Here is a 15,452-nt window from a genome sequence, read left to right on the forward strand (position 1 = left end):
GCGCCGCGCGGTCGGGGCTTCATCGGCTTGCGGCCGCAGCCTCCGATCCGATCCCCGGCCCGCCCGCTGCGACACGCGGCCGCCGCCGGACCCGGCCGACCGCGCCGACGAGCCGGCCGCCAGTAGGATTCGAGAGCCGCAGCGCTCAGGCTGACGGTCCCACGCGTGACCGGTGCGCTTCCCCAGCATCCCGGCGCAGATCGAGCCGAGGACGAATGACAGCGCCCTACCCCCCTGACCCCCGTCCCACCGTCCGTCCGCGGGTCGCCGCCGCGGGTGCCCTCCTCGTCGTGGCCGCGGCGGTCGCGGTGGCCGTCCCGTCCGCGCCGGCCGTCGCCGTCGCGCCCCGTCCTGCGGTCGTCGCCCAGCAGCAGCCCGACGTCGTCGAGCAGCCGCGGCCGAACGTCGTCGAGCAGCCGCAGCCGGACGCGACGTTCGGCGAACCCGCACCGCCCGTGCCGGATCCCACCGCCACGGCGGGGATCGACCCCGCGACGGGATTCGCGATCAACGCCCGGACAGGCTTCCTCGTGCATCCGGGGACCGGCCACCTGATCGAACCCGACACCGGGTACCTGCTCTTCGCGGACACGCTGATCTACACCAACGAGCGGTACGACGCCGCAACCGACCAGGTGGTACCGATCGAGGACGAGGGGCCCGTGCCGTCGCCGACCGCCGCGCAACCCACGGCGACGGCCACCCCGAGTGCGACGGCCACCGCCTCCGTGACAGCAGCCCCGCCGTCGTCCGCACCCCCTGCCGTCATCCCGCCTGCGACCCTGCCCTCCGCCACCCCGGAGGCGACGGTCACCGCGACGCCGCGGACGACCACCTCGCCGACCCCTTCGCCCAGCGGCAGCACGGTGGCGGTCGAGGAGGAGCGCACCTCCTCGCTCGCTCCCGCGGTCTGGATCGGCGCGGGCCTCGTCGCCGCCGTCGTGGCCGTCGTGGTGGTCGTCGCCCTCCGCAGGAGGGGCCGCCACCAGTCGTGAGTGACGCAACGGGAGGGGGCGCCCGCGGAGGCCGGGGCGCCCCCTCCCGTACAGTGCAGGACGTGAAGAATCTCCTGGTGACCGGTGGCGCCGGCTTTATAGGGTCCAATTTCGTGCACTACCTGATGGAGCAGACGGACGTCTCCGTCACGGTCCTCGACAAGATGACGTACGCGGGCAACCACGCCTCCCTCGAGGAGCTGCCCGCCGACCGCTTCGAACTCGTGGTCGGTGACATCGCCGATGCCGCCGTCGTCGATCCGCTGATGCAGCGCGCCGACGCCGTGGTGCACTACGCCGCGGAGTCGCACAACGACAACTCCCTGCACGACCCGCGGCCCTTCCTGGACACCAACATCATCGGGACCTACACCCTGCTCGAGGCCGCCCGCCGCCACGGCACGCGCTTCCACCACATCAGCACCGACGAGGTCTACGGCGATCTGGACCTCGACGATCCCGCACGGTTCACCGAGGAGACGCCCTACAACCCGTCGAGTCCCTATTCGTCGACGAAGGCCGGCTCCGACCTCCTCGTGCGGGCGTGGGCCCGGTCCTTCGGCGTCGAGGCGACCATCAGCAACTGCTCGAACAACTACGGCCCCTACCAGCACGTCGAGAAGTTCATCCCGCGCCAGATCACCAACGTCATCGATGGTGTCCGGCCCAAGCTCTACGGTGAGGGGCTGAACGTCCGCGACTGGATCCATGCGAACGACCACTCCTCCGCGGTGTGGACCATCCTCGACAAGGGCGAGATCGGCCAGACCTACCTCATCGGCGCCGACGGGGAGCGGAACAACAAGGACGTCGTCGAGCTGATCCTCACCGAGATGGGACAGGCTGCCGATGCCTACGACCACGTCGTGGACCGGGCGGGCCATGACCTGCGGTACGCGATCGACTCCACCAAGCTCCGGACCGAGCTCGGCTGGGCGCCGGAGTTCCACCACTTCGAGCAGGGCCTGCGCGACACCATCGCCTGGTACCGCGACAACGAGGCCTGGTGGCGGTCGCAGAAGGCCGTGACCGAGTCCAAGTACGTCGAACTGGGGCAGTAGCCCGTGGGCCCTACCTTCTCGAAGCCCCTCGGCTCGCGCGGGACGCCCATCCCCGGCGTCGTGCTCTTCGACCTCCCGGTCCACGGTGACAACCGGGGCTGGTTCAAGGAGAACTGGCAGCGGGCCAAGATGACGGCCGCCGGCCTCGCCGACTTCGGACCCGTGCAGAACAACATCTCCTTCAACGAGACCGCCGGCACGACCCGCGGCATCCATGCCGAACCCTGGGACAAGTTCATCTCGGTGGCGACAGGGCGCGTCTTCGGTGCCTGGGTGGACCTGCGCGAGGGACCCTCGTTCGGTGCGGTCTTCACGGCCGAGCTGGACCCCTCCACCGCCATCTTCATCCCCCGCGGCGTGGGCAATGCCTTCCAGACCCTCGAGGACGGCACGGCCTACACCTACCTCGTCAACGACCACTGGTCGGCCGACGCGCAGGACCAGTACGTGTTCCTCAATCTCGCGGACGAGACGGCGGCGATCGACTGGCCCATCCCGCTCGCGGACGCCGAGCTGTCCGACAAGGACCGGAAGCACCCGCGGCTCGCCGACGTCACACCGCTCGCGCCGCGCCGCACGCTCGTCGTCGGCGCCGACGGACAGCTGGGACGGGCGCTGCGCACGGCCCTCGACGGGCACCCGTCGGTGGAGTTCGCCGGCCGCGCCGAGCTGGACCTGCTCGGCGGCGGGCTCGACGACGCCCGAGCGTGGACGGGCTACGACACCATCATCAATGCGGCGGCCTACACCGCCGTCGACACCGCGGAGACCCCGGAGGGCCGCGCGGCGGCCTGGGCGGTCAACGTCTCGGGGGTCGCGGCCCTCGCGCGCGTGGCCACCGCGCACCGCATCACCTTCGTGCAGGTCTCCAGCGACTACGTCTTCGACGGATCGCGCGAACTGCATGACGAGGACGAGGCCTTCAGTCCCCTCGGTGTCTACGGGCAGACCAAGGCCGCAGGTGACGCGATCGTCGCGACCGTGCCGCGCCACTACATCGTGCGCACCAGCTGGGTCATCGGTGAGGGCGGGAACTTCGTGCGCACCATGGCGAGCCTCGCGGGCCGCGGCATCTCGCCGAGCGTGGTGGACGACCAGATCGGCCGCCTCACGTTCACCGAGGACATCGCCGGGGCCATCCTGCACCTTGTCGGCACCGGCGCACCGTACGGCACCTACAACGTCACGAACGACGGCGACGCACAGAGCTGGGCGGAGATCGCCGCGGAGGTGTTCGCCCTCTCCGGCCGGGAGCGGGAGGACGTCACGGGCGTCAGCGCGGAGGAGTACTTCGCGGGCAAGGAGGCGGCCCCGCGCCCGCTGCAGAGCACACTCGACCTGGCGAAGCTCAAGGCGGCGGGCTTCACGCCGGCGCTGGCGGCAGACCGCCTCGCCGCCTACGTCCGAGCGCTCGTCCCCTAGGGGTTCCCGGTTCGCCTGGGCGGCCCTCCCGGGTGGGCCCCGTATCATTGGTCCGAATCCGACCCGACCACAGCTCCTCGACGGGGGACCCCGATGGCACTGAACGATACCGACGCGCGCGTGACACGGAGGCGCCAGCGCCATCCCGTGCGCACCACCCTGCTGGTCTTCGGTGCGCTCGTCGTCGTCGCCGCCCTCGTGGCCGGCGGCTACCTGTTCTCGCTCGCGCGGTCCTTCGATGCCGGCTCCGAGACGATCGAGACAGCCTTCCCTGCAGAGGAATCGCGCCCCGCGGTGGCGCCCGAGGCCGAAGGGGCGGTCAACATCCTCCTGCTCGGCACCGATTCCCGGGCGACGCCGGAAGAGCTGGGCGATACCGCCTCCACTGATCCTGTGGACAGTCGCGCGGACACCATGATGCTGATGCACGTCCCTGCGGACCGCCAGGACATCCAGGTCATGTCGATCATGCGTGACACGTGGACGGACATCCCGGGACACGGCGAGGCCAAGGTCAACGCGGCCATGGCGCTCGGCGGCGTGCCGCTCGTGGTGCAGACCGTCGAAGGCCTGTTCGGAACGCGTATCGACCACGTGGCGAGCATCGACTTCGAAGGGTTCAAGGGCCTGACGGACGCACTCGGCGGTGTGCAGGTGGACAATCCGGTCGCCTTCCAGTCGCGGGGCAGCGAGGGTGAGTCCTTCGCTGCGGGACCGATCACCCTGCAGGGGGAGTCGGCGCTCAAGTTCGTGCGCGAGCGCTACGCGTTCAGCGACGGCGATTACCAGCGGGTCAAGAACCAGCAGCTGTTCGTCAAGGCCGTGATGGGCAAGCTGCTGACCGCCGACACCCTCACCGATCCTCGGAAGGTCTACGGCGTGGTCGATCGGACGTCCCCCTTCGTGGCGGTGGACTCCGGTCTCGACGCTGCCGCCGTCGGATCGCTGGCCGCCTCGTTGCGCGGCGTCCGCTCAAGTGACATCGACTTCTTCACCCTTCCCACGTCGGGTACCGGGACCTCGGCGGACGGACAGTCGATCGTCGTCAAGGATGAAGCCGCCATCGCCCGGATCGCCGAGGCTTTGCAGACCGACACCCTGCGCGACTACGTGTCGTCGGCGCCGAACGGTGGATCGTGAGCGGGAAGCGCAGATCCGTGCGGCTGACCGCTCCTGCCGCCGTCGCGGGTGCCGTCCTCATGCTCGGCGTCATCGCCGGTCCGGGGGTTGCCGTGGAGACACCGGGCCCCACACCCGTCGTGACGCCGCCGCCGGCTGCTGCGACCCTGGCACCTGCTCCGTCGCTCAGTCCCGCTCCGGAGCCGGCCCCCACATCCCCCGACCCGGGGCCCGCGGTCCCGGAGCCTGCACCCGTTCCGCCCGCACCGGCTCCGGAGCCCTCGCCGGCCGCGGAGCCTCCTGCGGAAGTCCCCGTTCCGGGCGTCGATCCGGGGACAGGCTTCCTGATCGACCCCGGGACCGGGTGGCTCGTCCACCCTCCGACGGGGTACCTCATCGAACCGGGGACGAATCTGCTGGTGATCCCCGGATCGCTCGCCTACTCGTCCTTCCGCTGGGATCCGCTGACCGATCTCGTCGAGGACCTGCGGGAGGAGGAGTTGCCGTCTCCGTCCACCTCGCCGTCGACCGAGCCGAGGAGGACGTCGACCGCACAGCCGACCGCACAGCCGACCGCGAAGCCAACGGCGGAGAGGCCGACCACGACAGCCTCCGCCCGTCCGTCCGCGACACCTACAGCGACCGGAACGGATGAAGCTGTCTCCGGCTCGGCAGACATGGACCAGGCGTCCAGCCGATCGATCGGCACGCATCCGGCGACGCGGGTGCTCGTCATCGTCCTGCTCCTCGGGCTCGGGGTGCTGTACTACCGGCGGCTGCGTGCGGATCGGACCGTCTGATGACGCGCCGGTGCAGCTTGACGCTACGATGGGCGGAATGATCAGGTCGCAAGCTCCGCTGGGGGGTGGTCCCGTTGCGCGTCATGCTCCTCACACACTCCTATTCGCCTGAGCACAGCCCGCCCCAGCGCAGATGGACGCAGCTCGTGCGGTCCTTCAGGGCGGAGGGCTGGGACGTCGACGTGGTGACCCCGGTGGCGCACGCGCCCTACGGCCGCAGGACCCTCACCAGGCACCAGGCGGGCCGCGTGTTCCGGACCGACCGCGGTGCATCCGGGGAACAGATCCGCCGTGTCCCGTTCCTCTGGCACCGGACCACGCGAGGGGGACGCCTGATCAACCACCTGTTCTCCGCCACCATGAGCATCCCTGCCTCCGCCCTCGCCCCCCGCCCGGACGTCGTCGTCGTGACCGTGCCGAGCCTGCCCATCCTCGGCGCGGGATTCGTGGTCTCGCGCCTGCTGAGGAGGCCACTGGTGGTCGACATGCGCGATGCCTGGCCGGACATCGCCCGCGATGCGCGCATCGTCCAGGGGAACGCGAAGAGCCTCGCGGAGCGGATCATCATCGCGATCCAGGACCGCGCGGATCTCGTGGTGACGGTGACCTATGGTTTCGCCCATACACTGCGCGAGAGGGGACTGAAGAACGTCGCGACGGTCACCAACGGCATCGACATGGCCTCCATCCGGGACATGGCGCCCCCGGCCGGCCGGCAGGACCGCCTCGAGGTCCTCTATCTGGGGAACCATGGCGAGAGCCAGCGCCTCGACGTGCCGATCCGCGCCGCTGCCCTCGTCGGACCGAAGATGAGACTGACCCTCGTGGGACACGGGGTGGAGCGGAACGAGCTCATGGCTCTCGCCCGACGGCTCGACGCGCCCGTCGAATTCCACCCCCCGGTCCACGGACCGGAAATCATGGACTACTACGAGCGTTCCGACACCTGCATCGTGACGCTGCGGGACGACTGGAAGTCGTTCGACACCACCATCCCGTCGAAGACCTACGAGGTGCTCTCGGTGGGACGACATGTCACGGGCATCGTCCGCGGAGAGGCCCGGAGCATCCTGGAGGAAGCCGAGGCCGGGCACATCGTGCCCTCGGAGGCGACGGCGGTCGCTGAGCTCTGGAACACGCTCGCGGACAACCGGGACCTGCTGAGGATCGGTGAGCAGGGACGGACCTGGGTCCGGAACAATGCCAATGTGCACGCGCTGGGCCGCACCTACATCGAGCTCATCACCGAGGTAGCGGGACGACCGCGCCGGTGAGGATACTCCGCCTGCTCGGCAACCTCCGGCTCGCCGGGGCCACGGCCCGCACCCATGTGAAGGACGATCCGGTCATCCTCGCCATCCAGGTGAGCCGCAGGCTGCCGCCCGGTCTCGTCCGTCGACTGGCAGGCACCATCGGATCGTCGGCGGGGGACCGGGGGAGCCGCCTCCCGGTGGTCCGGGCGCTCGCGGCCCATCTGCTCGGGCGAGCGTCCGGCGTCGAATCGATCCTCCGCAGCGCCCTGGACGCCGGGATCAGCGCACGCTCCGCACGCCGGTTGGCCGACGTCGCCCTGGCGGCGGGCATGCTCGACGAGGCCGACGCCTTACTGGCCCGGGCCGGTTCCGGAGCCGGGACGGCGGGGCAGCGGGCACGCCGTCGGTGGTACGACGGCGACATGACCGGCGCGGTCGGGGTGCTTCGCGAGGCGGGCCGGCATCACCACGCAGAGCGGCTTGCCGGGGAGGTGCGGGTCTACGAGGGCTGGACGCCGTCCGTCCCCGGGGTCTCGGGCTACGCGCCACGGGGGAGGACCGTCCTGCACCTGCTAACCAACTCGCTGCCGCACACGGGAAGCGGCTACGCGCAGCGCACCCATTCGCTCCTCAAGGCCCAGGCGGAGGCCGGGTGGACGGTCCACGCCGCGACGAGGATCGGCTACCCCGTCCAGGTGGGGAAGCTCTTCGCAGCTGACGTCGACGTGATCGACGGCGTCACCTACCATCGACTGCTTCCGGTCCCCATGCCCCGGGGATTCGACGAGCGCCTGCAGCAGCAGGCCCACGAGTTGCTCCGACTCGCCCTGGACCTCGAGCCCTCCGTCCTGCATGCGACGACGCCCTTCACGAACGGGATCGTCGTGGAGCAGGTGGGGCGCGCCCTGGGCATCCCGTGGGTGTACGAGGCCCGCGGTCAACTCGCGGACACCTGGGCCTCGACCCGCCCGGCATACGTGAAGGCGAGCGAACGCTATAGGCTCTTCACTGATCGTGAAGCACAGGTGATGCGCAATGCCAGCCTCGTGGTGACGTTAGGTGAGGCTATGAGACAGGGAATTGTGCGCAACGGAGTCCCGGAGGACAAGATCCTGCTGAGCCCGAACGCGGTCGGCGACGAGTATCTCGACGATCCCCTCCCGCCGGCGGAAGCTCGCCGTTCCCTGGGGCTGCCCGGGACCGGTGTCTTCGTCGGCACGGTCAGCAGCCTCGTCGACTACGAGGGTCTGGACACCCTCCTCCGAGCCGTCGCCCTCCTGGCCCGGGCCCGACCGGACCTGCACTGCCTGATCGTGGGCGACGGTGCCGCAGCTGCCTCCCTCACGTCGCTGGCCCTCGAACTGGGCATCGCCTCGCGCGTGACGTTCACCGGCCGGGTCCCCCGGCACCAGGCACGGTCCTACCACCAGGCTCTCGACATCTTCGTGGTGCCGCGCAGGGACCTCGACGTGACGAGCGCCGTCACGCCGCTCAAACCGGTGGAGGCCATGGCCTGCGGCCGCGCCGTCGTCGCCAGCGACCTGCCGGCGCTGCGGGAGATCGTCACGGACGGCGTCACCGGTCTCCTGGTCGAGCCCGAGAGCCCCGACGCGCTCGCGAAAGCCATCGCGCGTCTCCTGGACGACCCGTCGGAGCGTTCCGGCCTCGGCACTCACGGCCGGGCGCAGGCACTGGCGACCCGCGTCTGGTCGCACAATGCCGCCGAGCTCTCCGACGCCTACCGGCTCCTGGAAGCCACCTCCTGATGGCCGACGACGGCCAGGAGGAGCAGGAAACCCGGGAGTCGGCCGGAGTCAGGGTGATCCCCGTCTCCACGCGCGGATTGCTCCGGATCGGCGCGCGGCCCGGATTCCTCGACTACCTGAAGCAGATCTGGGACCATCGCGCCTTCATCGTCTACGATGCGCGAGCGCGGGTCAGCAGCGGCAACCGGAGGGATCGACTGGGCAGCGCCTGGATGATCCTCAACCCGGTCCTCAACGGGCTCACGTTCTACCTCATCTTCGGCCTGCTGCTGAACACCAGCCGCGGTATCCCGAACTTCATCGGCTACCTCGTCATCGGAGTGTTCCTCTTCCAGATCAGTGCTCGGGCCATCACCAACGGAGCACGCTCGGTCCAGGCGAACAAGGCGGTCATCCAGGCGTTCAACTTCCCTCGCGCCACGCTTCCCATCTCGGTGAACGTGCGGGAGATCCTGGCCTCCGTGCCGGTGCTCATCACCATGCTGATCCTCATCCTGATCTTCCCGCCGGTGGAGGACATCACCTGGCGCTGGTTCCTGATCCTCCCGGCCCTCTTCCTCCAGGCGGTCTTCAACCTCGGCGTCGGGCTGATCCTCGCCCGGATGATCTCGCGCATCAACGACATCACCCATCTCCTGAGCTTCGCGCTACGGGTCTGGATGTACGCCTCCGCCGTGTTCTTCTCGTACGAGCGATTCATCGACCACGAGGTGCTGTTGACCATCGTCCAGCTCAATCCCCTCTTCAACGTGCTCGACATCGTGCGGGACTGCGTGCTCTATGCGACGCTGCCGTCCTGGGGCTCCTGGGGTGTCCTCTCCGCCTGGGCGTTCGGCTCGCTGATCCTCGGCATGGTGTTCTTCTGGAAGGCCGAGGAATCGTATGTCCGCGAATAGGCAGGACGACGGCGGCGGGGGAGTCCTGCCCACGGTGGTCGTCAGCGGGGTCAGCATGCGCTACCACGTCCCTTCGACCGACGCCCGGAGGGCGGAGGTGCCCGCCGGAGTCGGCGGGCTGGTCCGCAGGTTGCTCGGTCGCCCTCCACTCGTTCCCGTGGACGCACTGAACCCGTTGTCCCTCGTGGCGGAACACGGCGAGGCGATCGGGATCGTGGGGCGGAACGGATCGGGGAAGAGCACCCTCATGCGGCTCATCAGCGGTCAGAGCAATCCGACCGCCGGAGCGGTCTACGCCTCCAGCGTCCCCGTGATGCTGGGCGTCAATGCCGCGCTGGTCCCTGAACTGTCCGGCGACCACAACATCATCCTGGGATGCCTGGCCATGGGCATGACCCGGCCGGAGATCGACGAGAAGTTCGCATCGATCGTCGACCTGTCCGGGCTGGACAGGGCGATCCACCTGCCCATGCGCTCCTACTCGTCCGGGATGTCGTCCCGGCTCCGCTTCGCGATCGCCGCCAGTGTCGATCCCGAGATCCTCCTCATCGACGAGGCGCTCAACACGGGCGATGCCCAGTTCCGGGAACGCAGCAAGGAGCGGATGAACGAGCTCCGGGCGAGCGCCGGTTCCGTCTTCCTGGTCAGCCACAGCCTGGGCACCATCAGGGAGATGTGCACGCGAGCGCTCTGGCTGGACGAGGGTGACCTCCTGATGGACGGGGACCCGGCGGCGGTCACTGCGGCGTACCTGGACTACACGCGCCATCTCACCAAGGGCAATCTCGACAGCGCCGCCGCGCTTCGCGAGGAAGCACGCAGCACGCTGGTCGTCACCGAGATCGAGGCCCAGGCACCGGGACGCAGGAAGGCATGATCAGCGGTGCTACGGGTTCGCTGGTGCGCCTGAGGCGCGGATTCTGGCACCTGCGCCGCGGTGGTGTCCGGCAGCTACAAGCCTGGAGCCGCAGGGAGCGCGCCCAGCAGCGTCATCTCGTCCCGGGGGGCGTGCGGGGAGCCGAGGGAGCGTGGCTCGGCCATGGCCGCCGCAGGCACCTGACCTTCGCTCCCACCTCTTCCGTGGCGCGGACGGCCCGCCGGAGTGAGCTGCGTGTGGGTGTCATCCTCGACGAGTTCTCCTCTGCCGCCTTCGCCTTCGAGTGGACCATCATCCCGCTCGATCCCCGCCGCTGGCTGGAGCAGTGCGAGGGGGAGCGTCTCGATTTCGTCTTCGTCGAGTCCGCCTGGTCCGGGAACAACCGTCTGTGGCGAGGGAAGGTCGGCGGACCGGAGGGTCCCTCACCCGAGTTCCGTGATCTCATGGGCTGGTGCACGGGGCATGGCGTGCCTACAGCGTTCTGGAACAAGGAGGATCCGCCCCACTACCGGGACTTCCTCCAGGCGGCAGGGCTCGCAGACTGGGTGTTCACCTCCGACGAGGGCCGCCTGCCGTCCTACCGGGAGGATCTGGGGCACGACCGTGTCGCAGTGCTTCCCTTCGCTGCCCAGCCCGCCCTCCACAATCCCGTCCGCCCTCCGCACGGCCGGCACGCCAGGGACGTCGCCTTCGCCGGCATGTACTTCGCCCACAAGTACCCCGAGCGTCGGGAGCAGCTCCAGATGCTCCTCGGCGGCGCGATGGACGCCAGTACCGGGATGAGGTTCGGGCTCGAGATCTTCTCCCGCATGCTCGGCGGCGATCCCGAGTACCAGTTTCCCGCGCCACTGGACGCCCGCGTCGTCGGAAGCCTCCGGTACGACCAGATGCTGACCGCCTACAAGGCCTTCAAGGTGTTCCTGAACGCCAATTCCGTCGTCGACTCACCCAGTATGTGCGCACGGCGCATCTTCGAGATCTCGGCCAGCGGGACACCGGTAGTCTCCGCCCCGAGCGCGGCCATCCCGGAATTCTTCACCGTGGACGAAGTCCCGGTCGCGGCGACGCGCGCCGAGACGGCCCACCTCGTCCGCGCCCTCGTGCGTAATCCCGAGTTCAACGACCGCACCGCCCATCGCGCGCAGCGTCGGATCTGGGCCGGGCATACCTACGCGCACAGAGCCGAACGCGTCGTCGAGGCCGTGCTGCCCGACCACCGGGACCCCGTCGCCCGCCCCACGGTCTCGGCCCTCGTCCCCACCATCCGCGCGGGGCAACTGGAGCACATCTGCCGCACCCTCGGCGGACAAGCGGGCGTCCAGGCGCAGCTCGTGCTCCTCGCCCACGGGATACCGCTCCTGGAGCGGGAGGTCCGCGCCACCGCCCACGCCCACGGGATCCACGACGTCGTGTTCCTGTCCGAGGTGCCGGGCACCACTCTCGGTGCCTGCCTCAACCGCTGCGCCGACGCTGCGGACGGTCAGGTGCTCGCCAAGATGGACGACGACGACCACTACGGGCCGCAGTACCTGAGCGACCAGCTGTTCGCGCTCGAGTACTCCGGTGCGGACGTGGTGGGCAAGCAGGCCCACTACATGCATCTCACCTCGTCGGACGCGGTAATCCTGAGATCGGGGGAACGGGAGCACCGCTTCACCGACTTCGTCATGGGCCCCACCATCGTCGCGCGTGCCGAGTTCCTCAGGGCCGAGCGGTTCCCCGACCTCAGGAGCGGCGAGGACACGGAGTTCCTGCGGAAGGTGTCGACGAGCGGCGGGACCATCTACTCCGCAGACCGGTTCAACTACGTCCAGATCCGGAACGCGTCCGGCCATACCTGGCAGATCGGCGATTCCGAGCTCCTTGCACAGGGCGATCTCAAGTTCTACGGAAGGCCACATGAGCACGTTGATATCTGAGCGTACGTCCGGGTCCGATCGGGCCGACGTCGCCGTCGTCGGTCTCGGGTACATCGGGCTGCCCACGGCCGCGATCCTCGCCACCACCGGTCTGTCCGTCGTCGGTGTCGACGTCAACCAGGGAACCGTGGACGCGGTGAACAACGGCCTCGTTCCCTTCGTGGAGCCCGACCTCGGCATCCACGTCGCCGGTGCCGTGAGCCAGGGCGCCCTTCGGGCGGCCACCACCACGCCGCGCGCGGCCGCCTATATCGTGGCGGTCCCGACGCCGTTCATGGCGGACAAGAGCGCTGATCTCTCCTACGTTAGAGCTGCTGCGGAAGGAATCGCGCCGCAGCTCCTGGGCGGGGAACTGGTCATCCTCGAGTCGACCTCGCCTCCGGGTACCACCCAGCGTCTCGGTGACTACCTCCTCGAACTCCGGCCGGATCTGAGCCTGGACGGATCGGACGGCAAGCCCGTGGTGCACCTGGCGCACTGTCCGGAGAGGGTGCTGCCCGGCCGGATCATGATCGAGATCGTCACCAACGACCGCGTGGTCGGTGGCCTGACGCGTCACGCCTCGGAAGCCGCCCGTCAGCTCTACCAGACGTTCTGCCAGGGCGAGATCCACATCACCGATGCGGCGACGGCCGAGATGAGCAAGCTGGTGGAGAACGCGTACCGGGACGTGAACATCGCCTTCGCCAACGAGCTGAGCGTCATCAGTGACACCCTGAACATCGATGTGTGGGAGCTCATCCGGCTCGCCAACCATCATCCGCGCGTCAACATCCTCAGCCCTGGACCGGGGGTGGGCGGACACTGCATCGCCGTGGATCCTTGGTTCATCGTCGCCGCGGACCCGGAACACGCCAACCTGATCCGGACGGCCCGTGAGGTCAACGACAGCAAGCCCGGACACGTGGTGGATAAGATCCTCGTCGCGATCGAGGGGATCGAGGCGCCGGTCATCGCCTGCCTGGGTCTGGCGTTCAAGGCCAACATCGACGACATCCGGGAATCGCCGGCCGTGGAGATCGTGCAACGGCTGGCAGCTGCCGCACCACATGCGCGCCTCCTGGTGGCAACCCCGCTCAGGGACCGGCGGAACCTGCCATCGGTGGTGTCCGGGATCGCCAACGTGGAGTGGCGCGAGACGCAGGACGCGGTCGACGCCGCAGGGGTGGTCGTCCTCCTGGTGGATCATGACCGGTTCCGGGACATCCCCGCGGAGAGCCTCGCAGGGAAGACGCTCGTTGACACACGCGGATTCTGGACCCGCCCGCACTAGCTCTGCCGCGGGAACCGGTGCTTCGCATGGTCCAGCATCGGTGGCGGGGAGGAGCGCTTCCCCCTCCCCGCACACCTACGGGAGCTGGACGGTCACCTGGATCATATTGTGGTCCGAGGGGATCACGCCGACGAACTTGCCGCTGGAATCGACGTTCACGGCCGTCTTCCATTCGGCGGTGCGCATTCCGGACGTGAAGACGTAGTCGAGATGTGTCCCGTTGCCGTACGCATTGCGTGCATTGGCCGTCCGCTTGGAACCGTTGAAGGTGTCGTAGAACGCACCGACCGTCTTCTCAGCGGAGGCCCCGGCGCTCGGGATGTCCGAGAAGTAGGTGTTCCCGAGCGGGTCCTTGTAGCCGGCCTTGATCAGGGTGTCGTACGGGCCGTTCGCCGGCGCCGTCCACTTGTGCGAATTGAAGTCACCGGTCAGCAGAACCGGCAGCTTGCCTGTGTTGCGCTTCTGGATCTCTGCGATGATCGCCTGCGTCTGTTTGATCCTCATCGCGTGGTGGTCTGCGCCACTCGTCGGGTCCAGGTGGGTGTCCCCGACGAAGAAGCGCTTCCCGCTCGACTTCTGGGTGAAAACGCCCCAGGCGAAGTACCGCGCGGCGTCGGAGGCGGAGACTTTCGGCAGGAGCAGCGACCCCTGGCTCACCAGTGCGACGGTCGTGGTGTTGTAGAACAATCGGGTGCCCTGGGAGGCGCCCTGATCCTGGTAGACGCAGGCGGTCGGCGTGGTGTGTTTGACACAGTTGTTCCGCTTGCCGTTCGTCACCTGATAGCCCGCCCCGGCTGCCCGTAGGCGCTCGCCGAGATCCTCGAACTGGGTGAGACCGCCGGCACGGGTCTCTCCGGACAGCCAGCCCTGGGAGGCTTCCTGGATACCGATGACGTCAGGCATCTGGCTCTTGATGGTCGAGACGACAGCACCTCTGCGCTCCGCCCAGGAGAGCTCACCCGGTCCGGTGCAGTTGGCACATTTGACGTTGAAGCTCGCCACCTTGAGCGGATTGACCACCCGGGGAGGTGCAGCTTTCGTGCGCACGGTGGTGGGAGCCGAGTACTCACTGAGATTGGTGGTGCCGTCCGCGGAGATCACCCGCACACGCAGGTAGTACGTGGTGCCGGGCGTCAGATCGCGCAGCTCGGCGGTGTTCGTCGCGTAGCGATGGTAGGTCGCCGCGGAGTAGTCCGCGCTCTTCGAGACCTGGATCCTGTATCTCTCGGCACCCGACGGCCTGTTCCACGTCATGATGACGGAGGCGTTGTTCTGTGCCGCCACCCTGAGGCCGGCGGGGGTCTGGACCGAATAGGCGGACGCCGGAACGGTGCTGAGAACCGTCGTCATCGTACCCAGCACGAGTGCCAGCAGGAGCGCGATGATTCGACGCCCTTGTACGGGGGCGTGAGGTTCGTGAAGTGGCATGCGAGACCTTATCTGAAGACAGTGTTTTCACGGTGGTGTCGTCCTGATGATCAGGATTGCGGCGGCGGGATTCTCCGACCCCTCCGCATTCGGCACGATGACGTACTCAGTCCGCCATGCCCGACGCGCCGAGTCTGGCGCTCATCCACTCGGCCGCGCTACCCCCGGAAGCCCTCCTGCGGTGAAACTTCGTCATTCTTGCGGTCCTCCGGACGTCCGGTGCGGCCACCGCCGGATAGTGTCTGAACCATAGTCGCCCGGCGCAAGCAGGTCTCACGTCCCGGCACGGCTGGGATGGGTCCCGGGCAGGCACTACATGGTCTCTCACTCAAGCGTCACCCTGATTGTCGTTTCTGCCCGGCCGTCCCCGAGTCGATCAACACTCTATTTCAGGATGTCCGATGCAAAGGAATGTCAGGTTGGGGAACCTTCTCAGATCATCGATCGCTGCGCTCATGGCCCTTGGCCTCCTGATCGGAGGAATGGGTGCTCCGGCATCAGCTGCTGAGCCCGCCTTCGCGGTTCCGTCGGGGTTGAAGTCGGCGGCGCAGACGGATACGTCGGTGTCGTTGTCGTGGGTGAAGTCGGCGAATGTCCCGCGGTATCGGGTTCAGCGGTACACCAAGGCTGATATGAGTGATTC

The 15,452-nt window shown here is 68.5% G+C and carries 13 protein-coding genes; 12 read left to right on the plus strand and 1 reads right to left on the minus strand.

Features of this window, described 5'->3' with window-relative positions; genetic code table 11:
- The first annotated feature begins 215 nt into the window (after nt 1–215).
- The 11 genes from ACTIMO_RS15775 to wecC all read left to right on the plus strand — a co-directional run bounded on the left by ACTIMO_RS15775 (nt 216) and on the right by wecC (nt 13,381).
- The gene (locus ACTIMO_RS15775) at nt 216–995 is read left to right on the plus strand and encodes a hypothetical protein (RefSeq protein WP_448182998.1); all 780 of its coding nucleotides are present in this window, start codon (nt 216–218) and stop codon (nt 993–995) included.
- A gap of 62 nt (nt 996–1,057) precedes the next feature.
- Nucleotides 1,058–2,056: a dTDP-glucose 4,6-dehydratase gene (rfbB, locus tag ACTIMO_RS15780; protein WP_448182999.1), complete on the plus strand. Its 999-nt coding sequence runs from the start codon at nt 1,058–1,060 to the stop codon at nt 2,054–2,056.
- A 3-nt stretch (nt 2,057–2,059) separates the two neighbouring features.
- Nucleotides 2,060–3,478: a sugar nucleotide-binding protein gene (locus tag ACTIMO_RS15785; protein WP_448183000.1), complete on the plus strand. Its 1,419-nt coding sequence runs from the start codon at nt 2,060–2,062 to the stop codon at nt 3,476–3,478.
- A gap of 93 nt (nt 3,479–3,571) precedes the next feature.
- Nucleotides 3,572–4,618, plus strand: a complete 1,047-nt coding sequence (locus tag ACTIMO_RS15790; RefSeq protein WP_448183001.1) for an LCP family protein — start codon at nt 3,572–3,574, stop codon at nt 4,616–4,618.
- Nucleotides 4,615–5,397 carry a hypothetical protein gene (locus ACTIMO_RS15795; RefSeq protein ID WP_448183002.1) on the plus strand — a complete coding sequence of 261 codons (783 nt, stop codon included), beginning with the start codon at nt 4,615–4,617 and terminating at the stop codon, nt 5,395–5,397. The genes ACTIMO_RS15790 and ACTIMO_RS15795 overlap by 4 nt, the downstream gene beginning before the upstream one ends.
- Before the next feature lie 83 nt (nt 5,398–5,480).
- Nucleotides 5,481–6,671 carry a glycosyltransferase family 4 protein gene (locus ACTIMO_RS15800; protein WP_448183003.1) on the plus strand — a complete coding sequence of 397 codons (1,191 nt, stop codon included), beginning with the start codon at nt 5,481–5,483 and terminating at the stop codon, nt 6,669–6,671.
- Nucleotides 6,668–8,416 carry a glycosyltransferase family 4 protein gene (locus tag ACTIMO_RS15805; RefSeq protein WP_448183004.1) on the plus strand — a complete coding sequence of 583 codons (1,749 nt, stop codon included), beginning with the start codon at nt 6,668–6,670 and terminating at the stop codon, nt 8,414–8,416. Before ACTIMO_RS15800 ends, ACTIMO_RS15805 begins: the two co-directional genes overlap by 4 nt.
- Nucleotides 8,416–9,312 (plus strand): ABC transporter permease, encoded by an 897-nt coding sequence (locus tag ACTIMO_RS15810; RefSeq protein WP_082471448.1) that lies wholly within the window; start codon nt 8,416–8,418, stop codon nt 9,310–9,312. The genes ACTIMO_RS15805 and ACTIMO_RS15810 overlap by 1 nt, the downstream gene beginning before the upstream one ends.
- Nucleotides 9,299–10,189: an ABC transporter ATP-binding protein gene (locus ACTIMO_RS15815; protein ID WP_448183005.1), complete on the plus strand. Its 891-nt coding sequence runs from the start codon at nt 9,299–9,301 to the stop codon at nt 10,187–10,189. Before ACTIMO_RS15810 ends, ACTIMO_RS15815 begins: the two co-directional genes overlap by 14 nt.
- On the plus strand, nt 10,186–12,108 hold the full coding sequence (locus ACTIMO_RS15820; protein WP_448183006.1) for a glycosyltransferase family protein: 1,923 nt from the start codon (nt 10,186–10,188) through the stop codon (nt 12,106–12,108). Before ACTIMO_RS15815 ends, ACTIMO_RS15820 begins: the two co-directional genes overlap by 4 nt.
- Nucleotides 12,089–13,381 (plus strand): UDP-N-acetyl-D-mannosamine dehydrogenase, encoded by a 1,293-nt coding sequence (gene wecC / locus ACTIMO_RS15825; protein ID WP_448183007.1) that lies wholly within the window; start codon nt 12,089–12,091, stop codon nt 13,379–13,381. Before ACTIMO_RS15820 ends, wecC begins: the two co-directional genes overlap by 20 nt.
- 75 nt (nt 13,382–13,456) lie before the next feature.
- On the opposite strand, the gene ACTIMO_RS15830 is transcribed toward wecC, so the two are convergent.
- On the minus strand, nt 13,457–14,809 hold the full coding sequence (locus tag ACTIMO_RS15830; RefSeq protein WP_448183008.1) for an endonuclease/exonuclease/phosphatase family protein: 1,353 nt from the start codon (nt 14,807–14,809) through the stop codon (nt 13,457–13,459).
- Nucleotides 14,810–15,228: 419 nt separating this feature from the next.
- On the opposite strand from ACTIMO_RS15830, the gene ACTIMO_RS15835 reads away from it, so the two are divergent.
- Nucleotides 15,229–15,452, plus strand: a 224-nt coding sequence (locus tag ACTIMO_RS15835) for a hypothetical protein (protein WP_448183009.1), incomplete at its 3' end; no start/stop codon positions are given.

It is taken from the genome of Arthrobacter sp. CP30 (genome assembly GCF_053470025.1).

Bases quoted from the DNA above. Each gene is read 5' to 3' on its own strand.
- ACTIMO_RS15815 (WP_448183005.1), top strand. From the start codon at position 9,299: ATGTCCGCGAATAGGCAGGACGACGGCGGCGGGGGAGTCCTGCCCACG.
- ACTIMO_RS15830 (WP_448183008.1), bottom strand. From the start codon at position 14,809: ATGCCACTTCACGAACCTCACGCCCCCGTACAAGGGCGTCGAATCATC.
- ACTIMO_RS15800 (WP_448183003.1), top strand. From the start codon at position 5,481: ATGCTCCTCACACACTCCTATTCGCCTGAGCACAGCCCGCCCCAGCGC.
- ACTIMO_RS15790 (WP_448183001.1), top strand. From the start codon at position 3,572: ATGGCACTGAACGATACCGACGCGCGCGTGACACGGAGGCGCCAGCGC.
- wecC (WP_448183007.1), top strand. From the start codon at position 12,089: ATGAGCACGTTGATATCTGAGCGTACGTCCGGGTCCGATCGGGCCGAC.
- ACTIMO_RS15775 (WP_448182998.1), top strand. From the start codon at position 216: ATGACAGCGCCCTACCCCCCTGACCCCCGTCCCACCGTCCGTCCGCGG.
- ACTIMO_RS15820 (WP_448183006.1), top strand. From the start codon at position 10,186: ATGATCAGCGGTGCTACGGGTTCGCTGGTGCGCCTGAGGCGCGGATTC.
- ACTIMO_RS15810 (WP_082471448.1), top strand. From the start codon at position 8,416: ATGGCCGACGACGGCCAGGAGGAGCAGGAAACCCGGGAGTCGGCCGGA.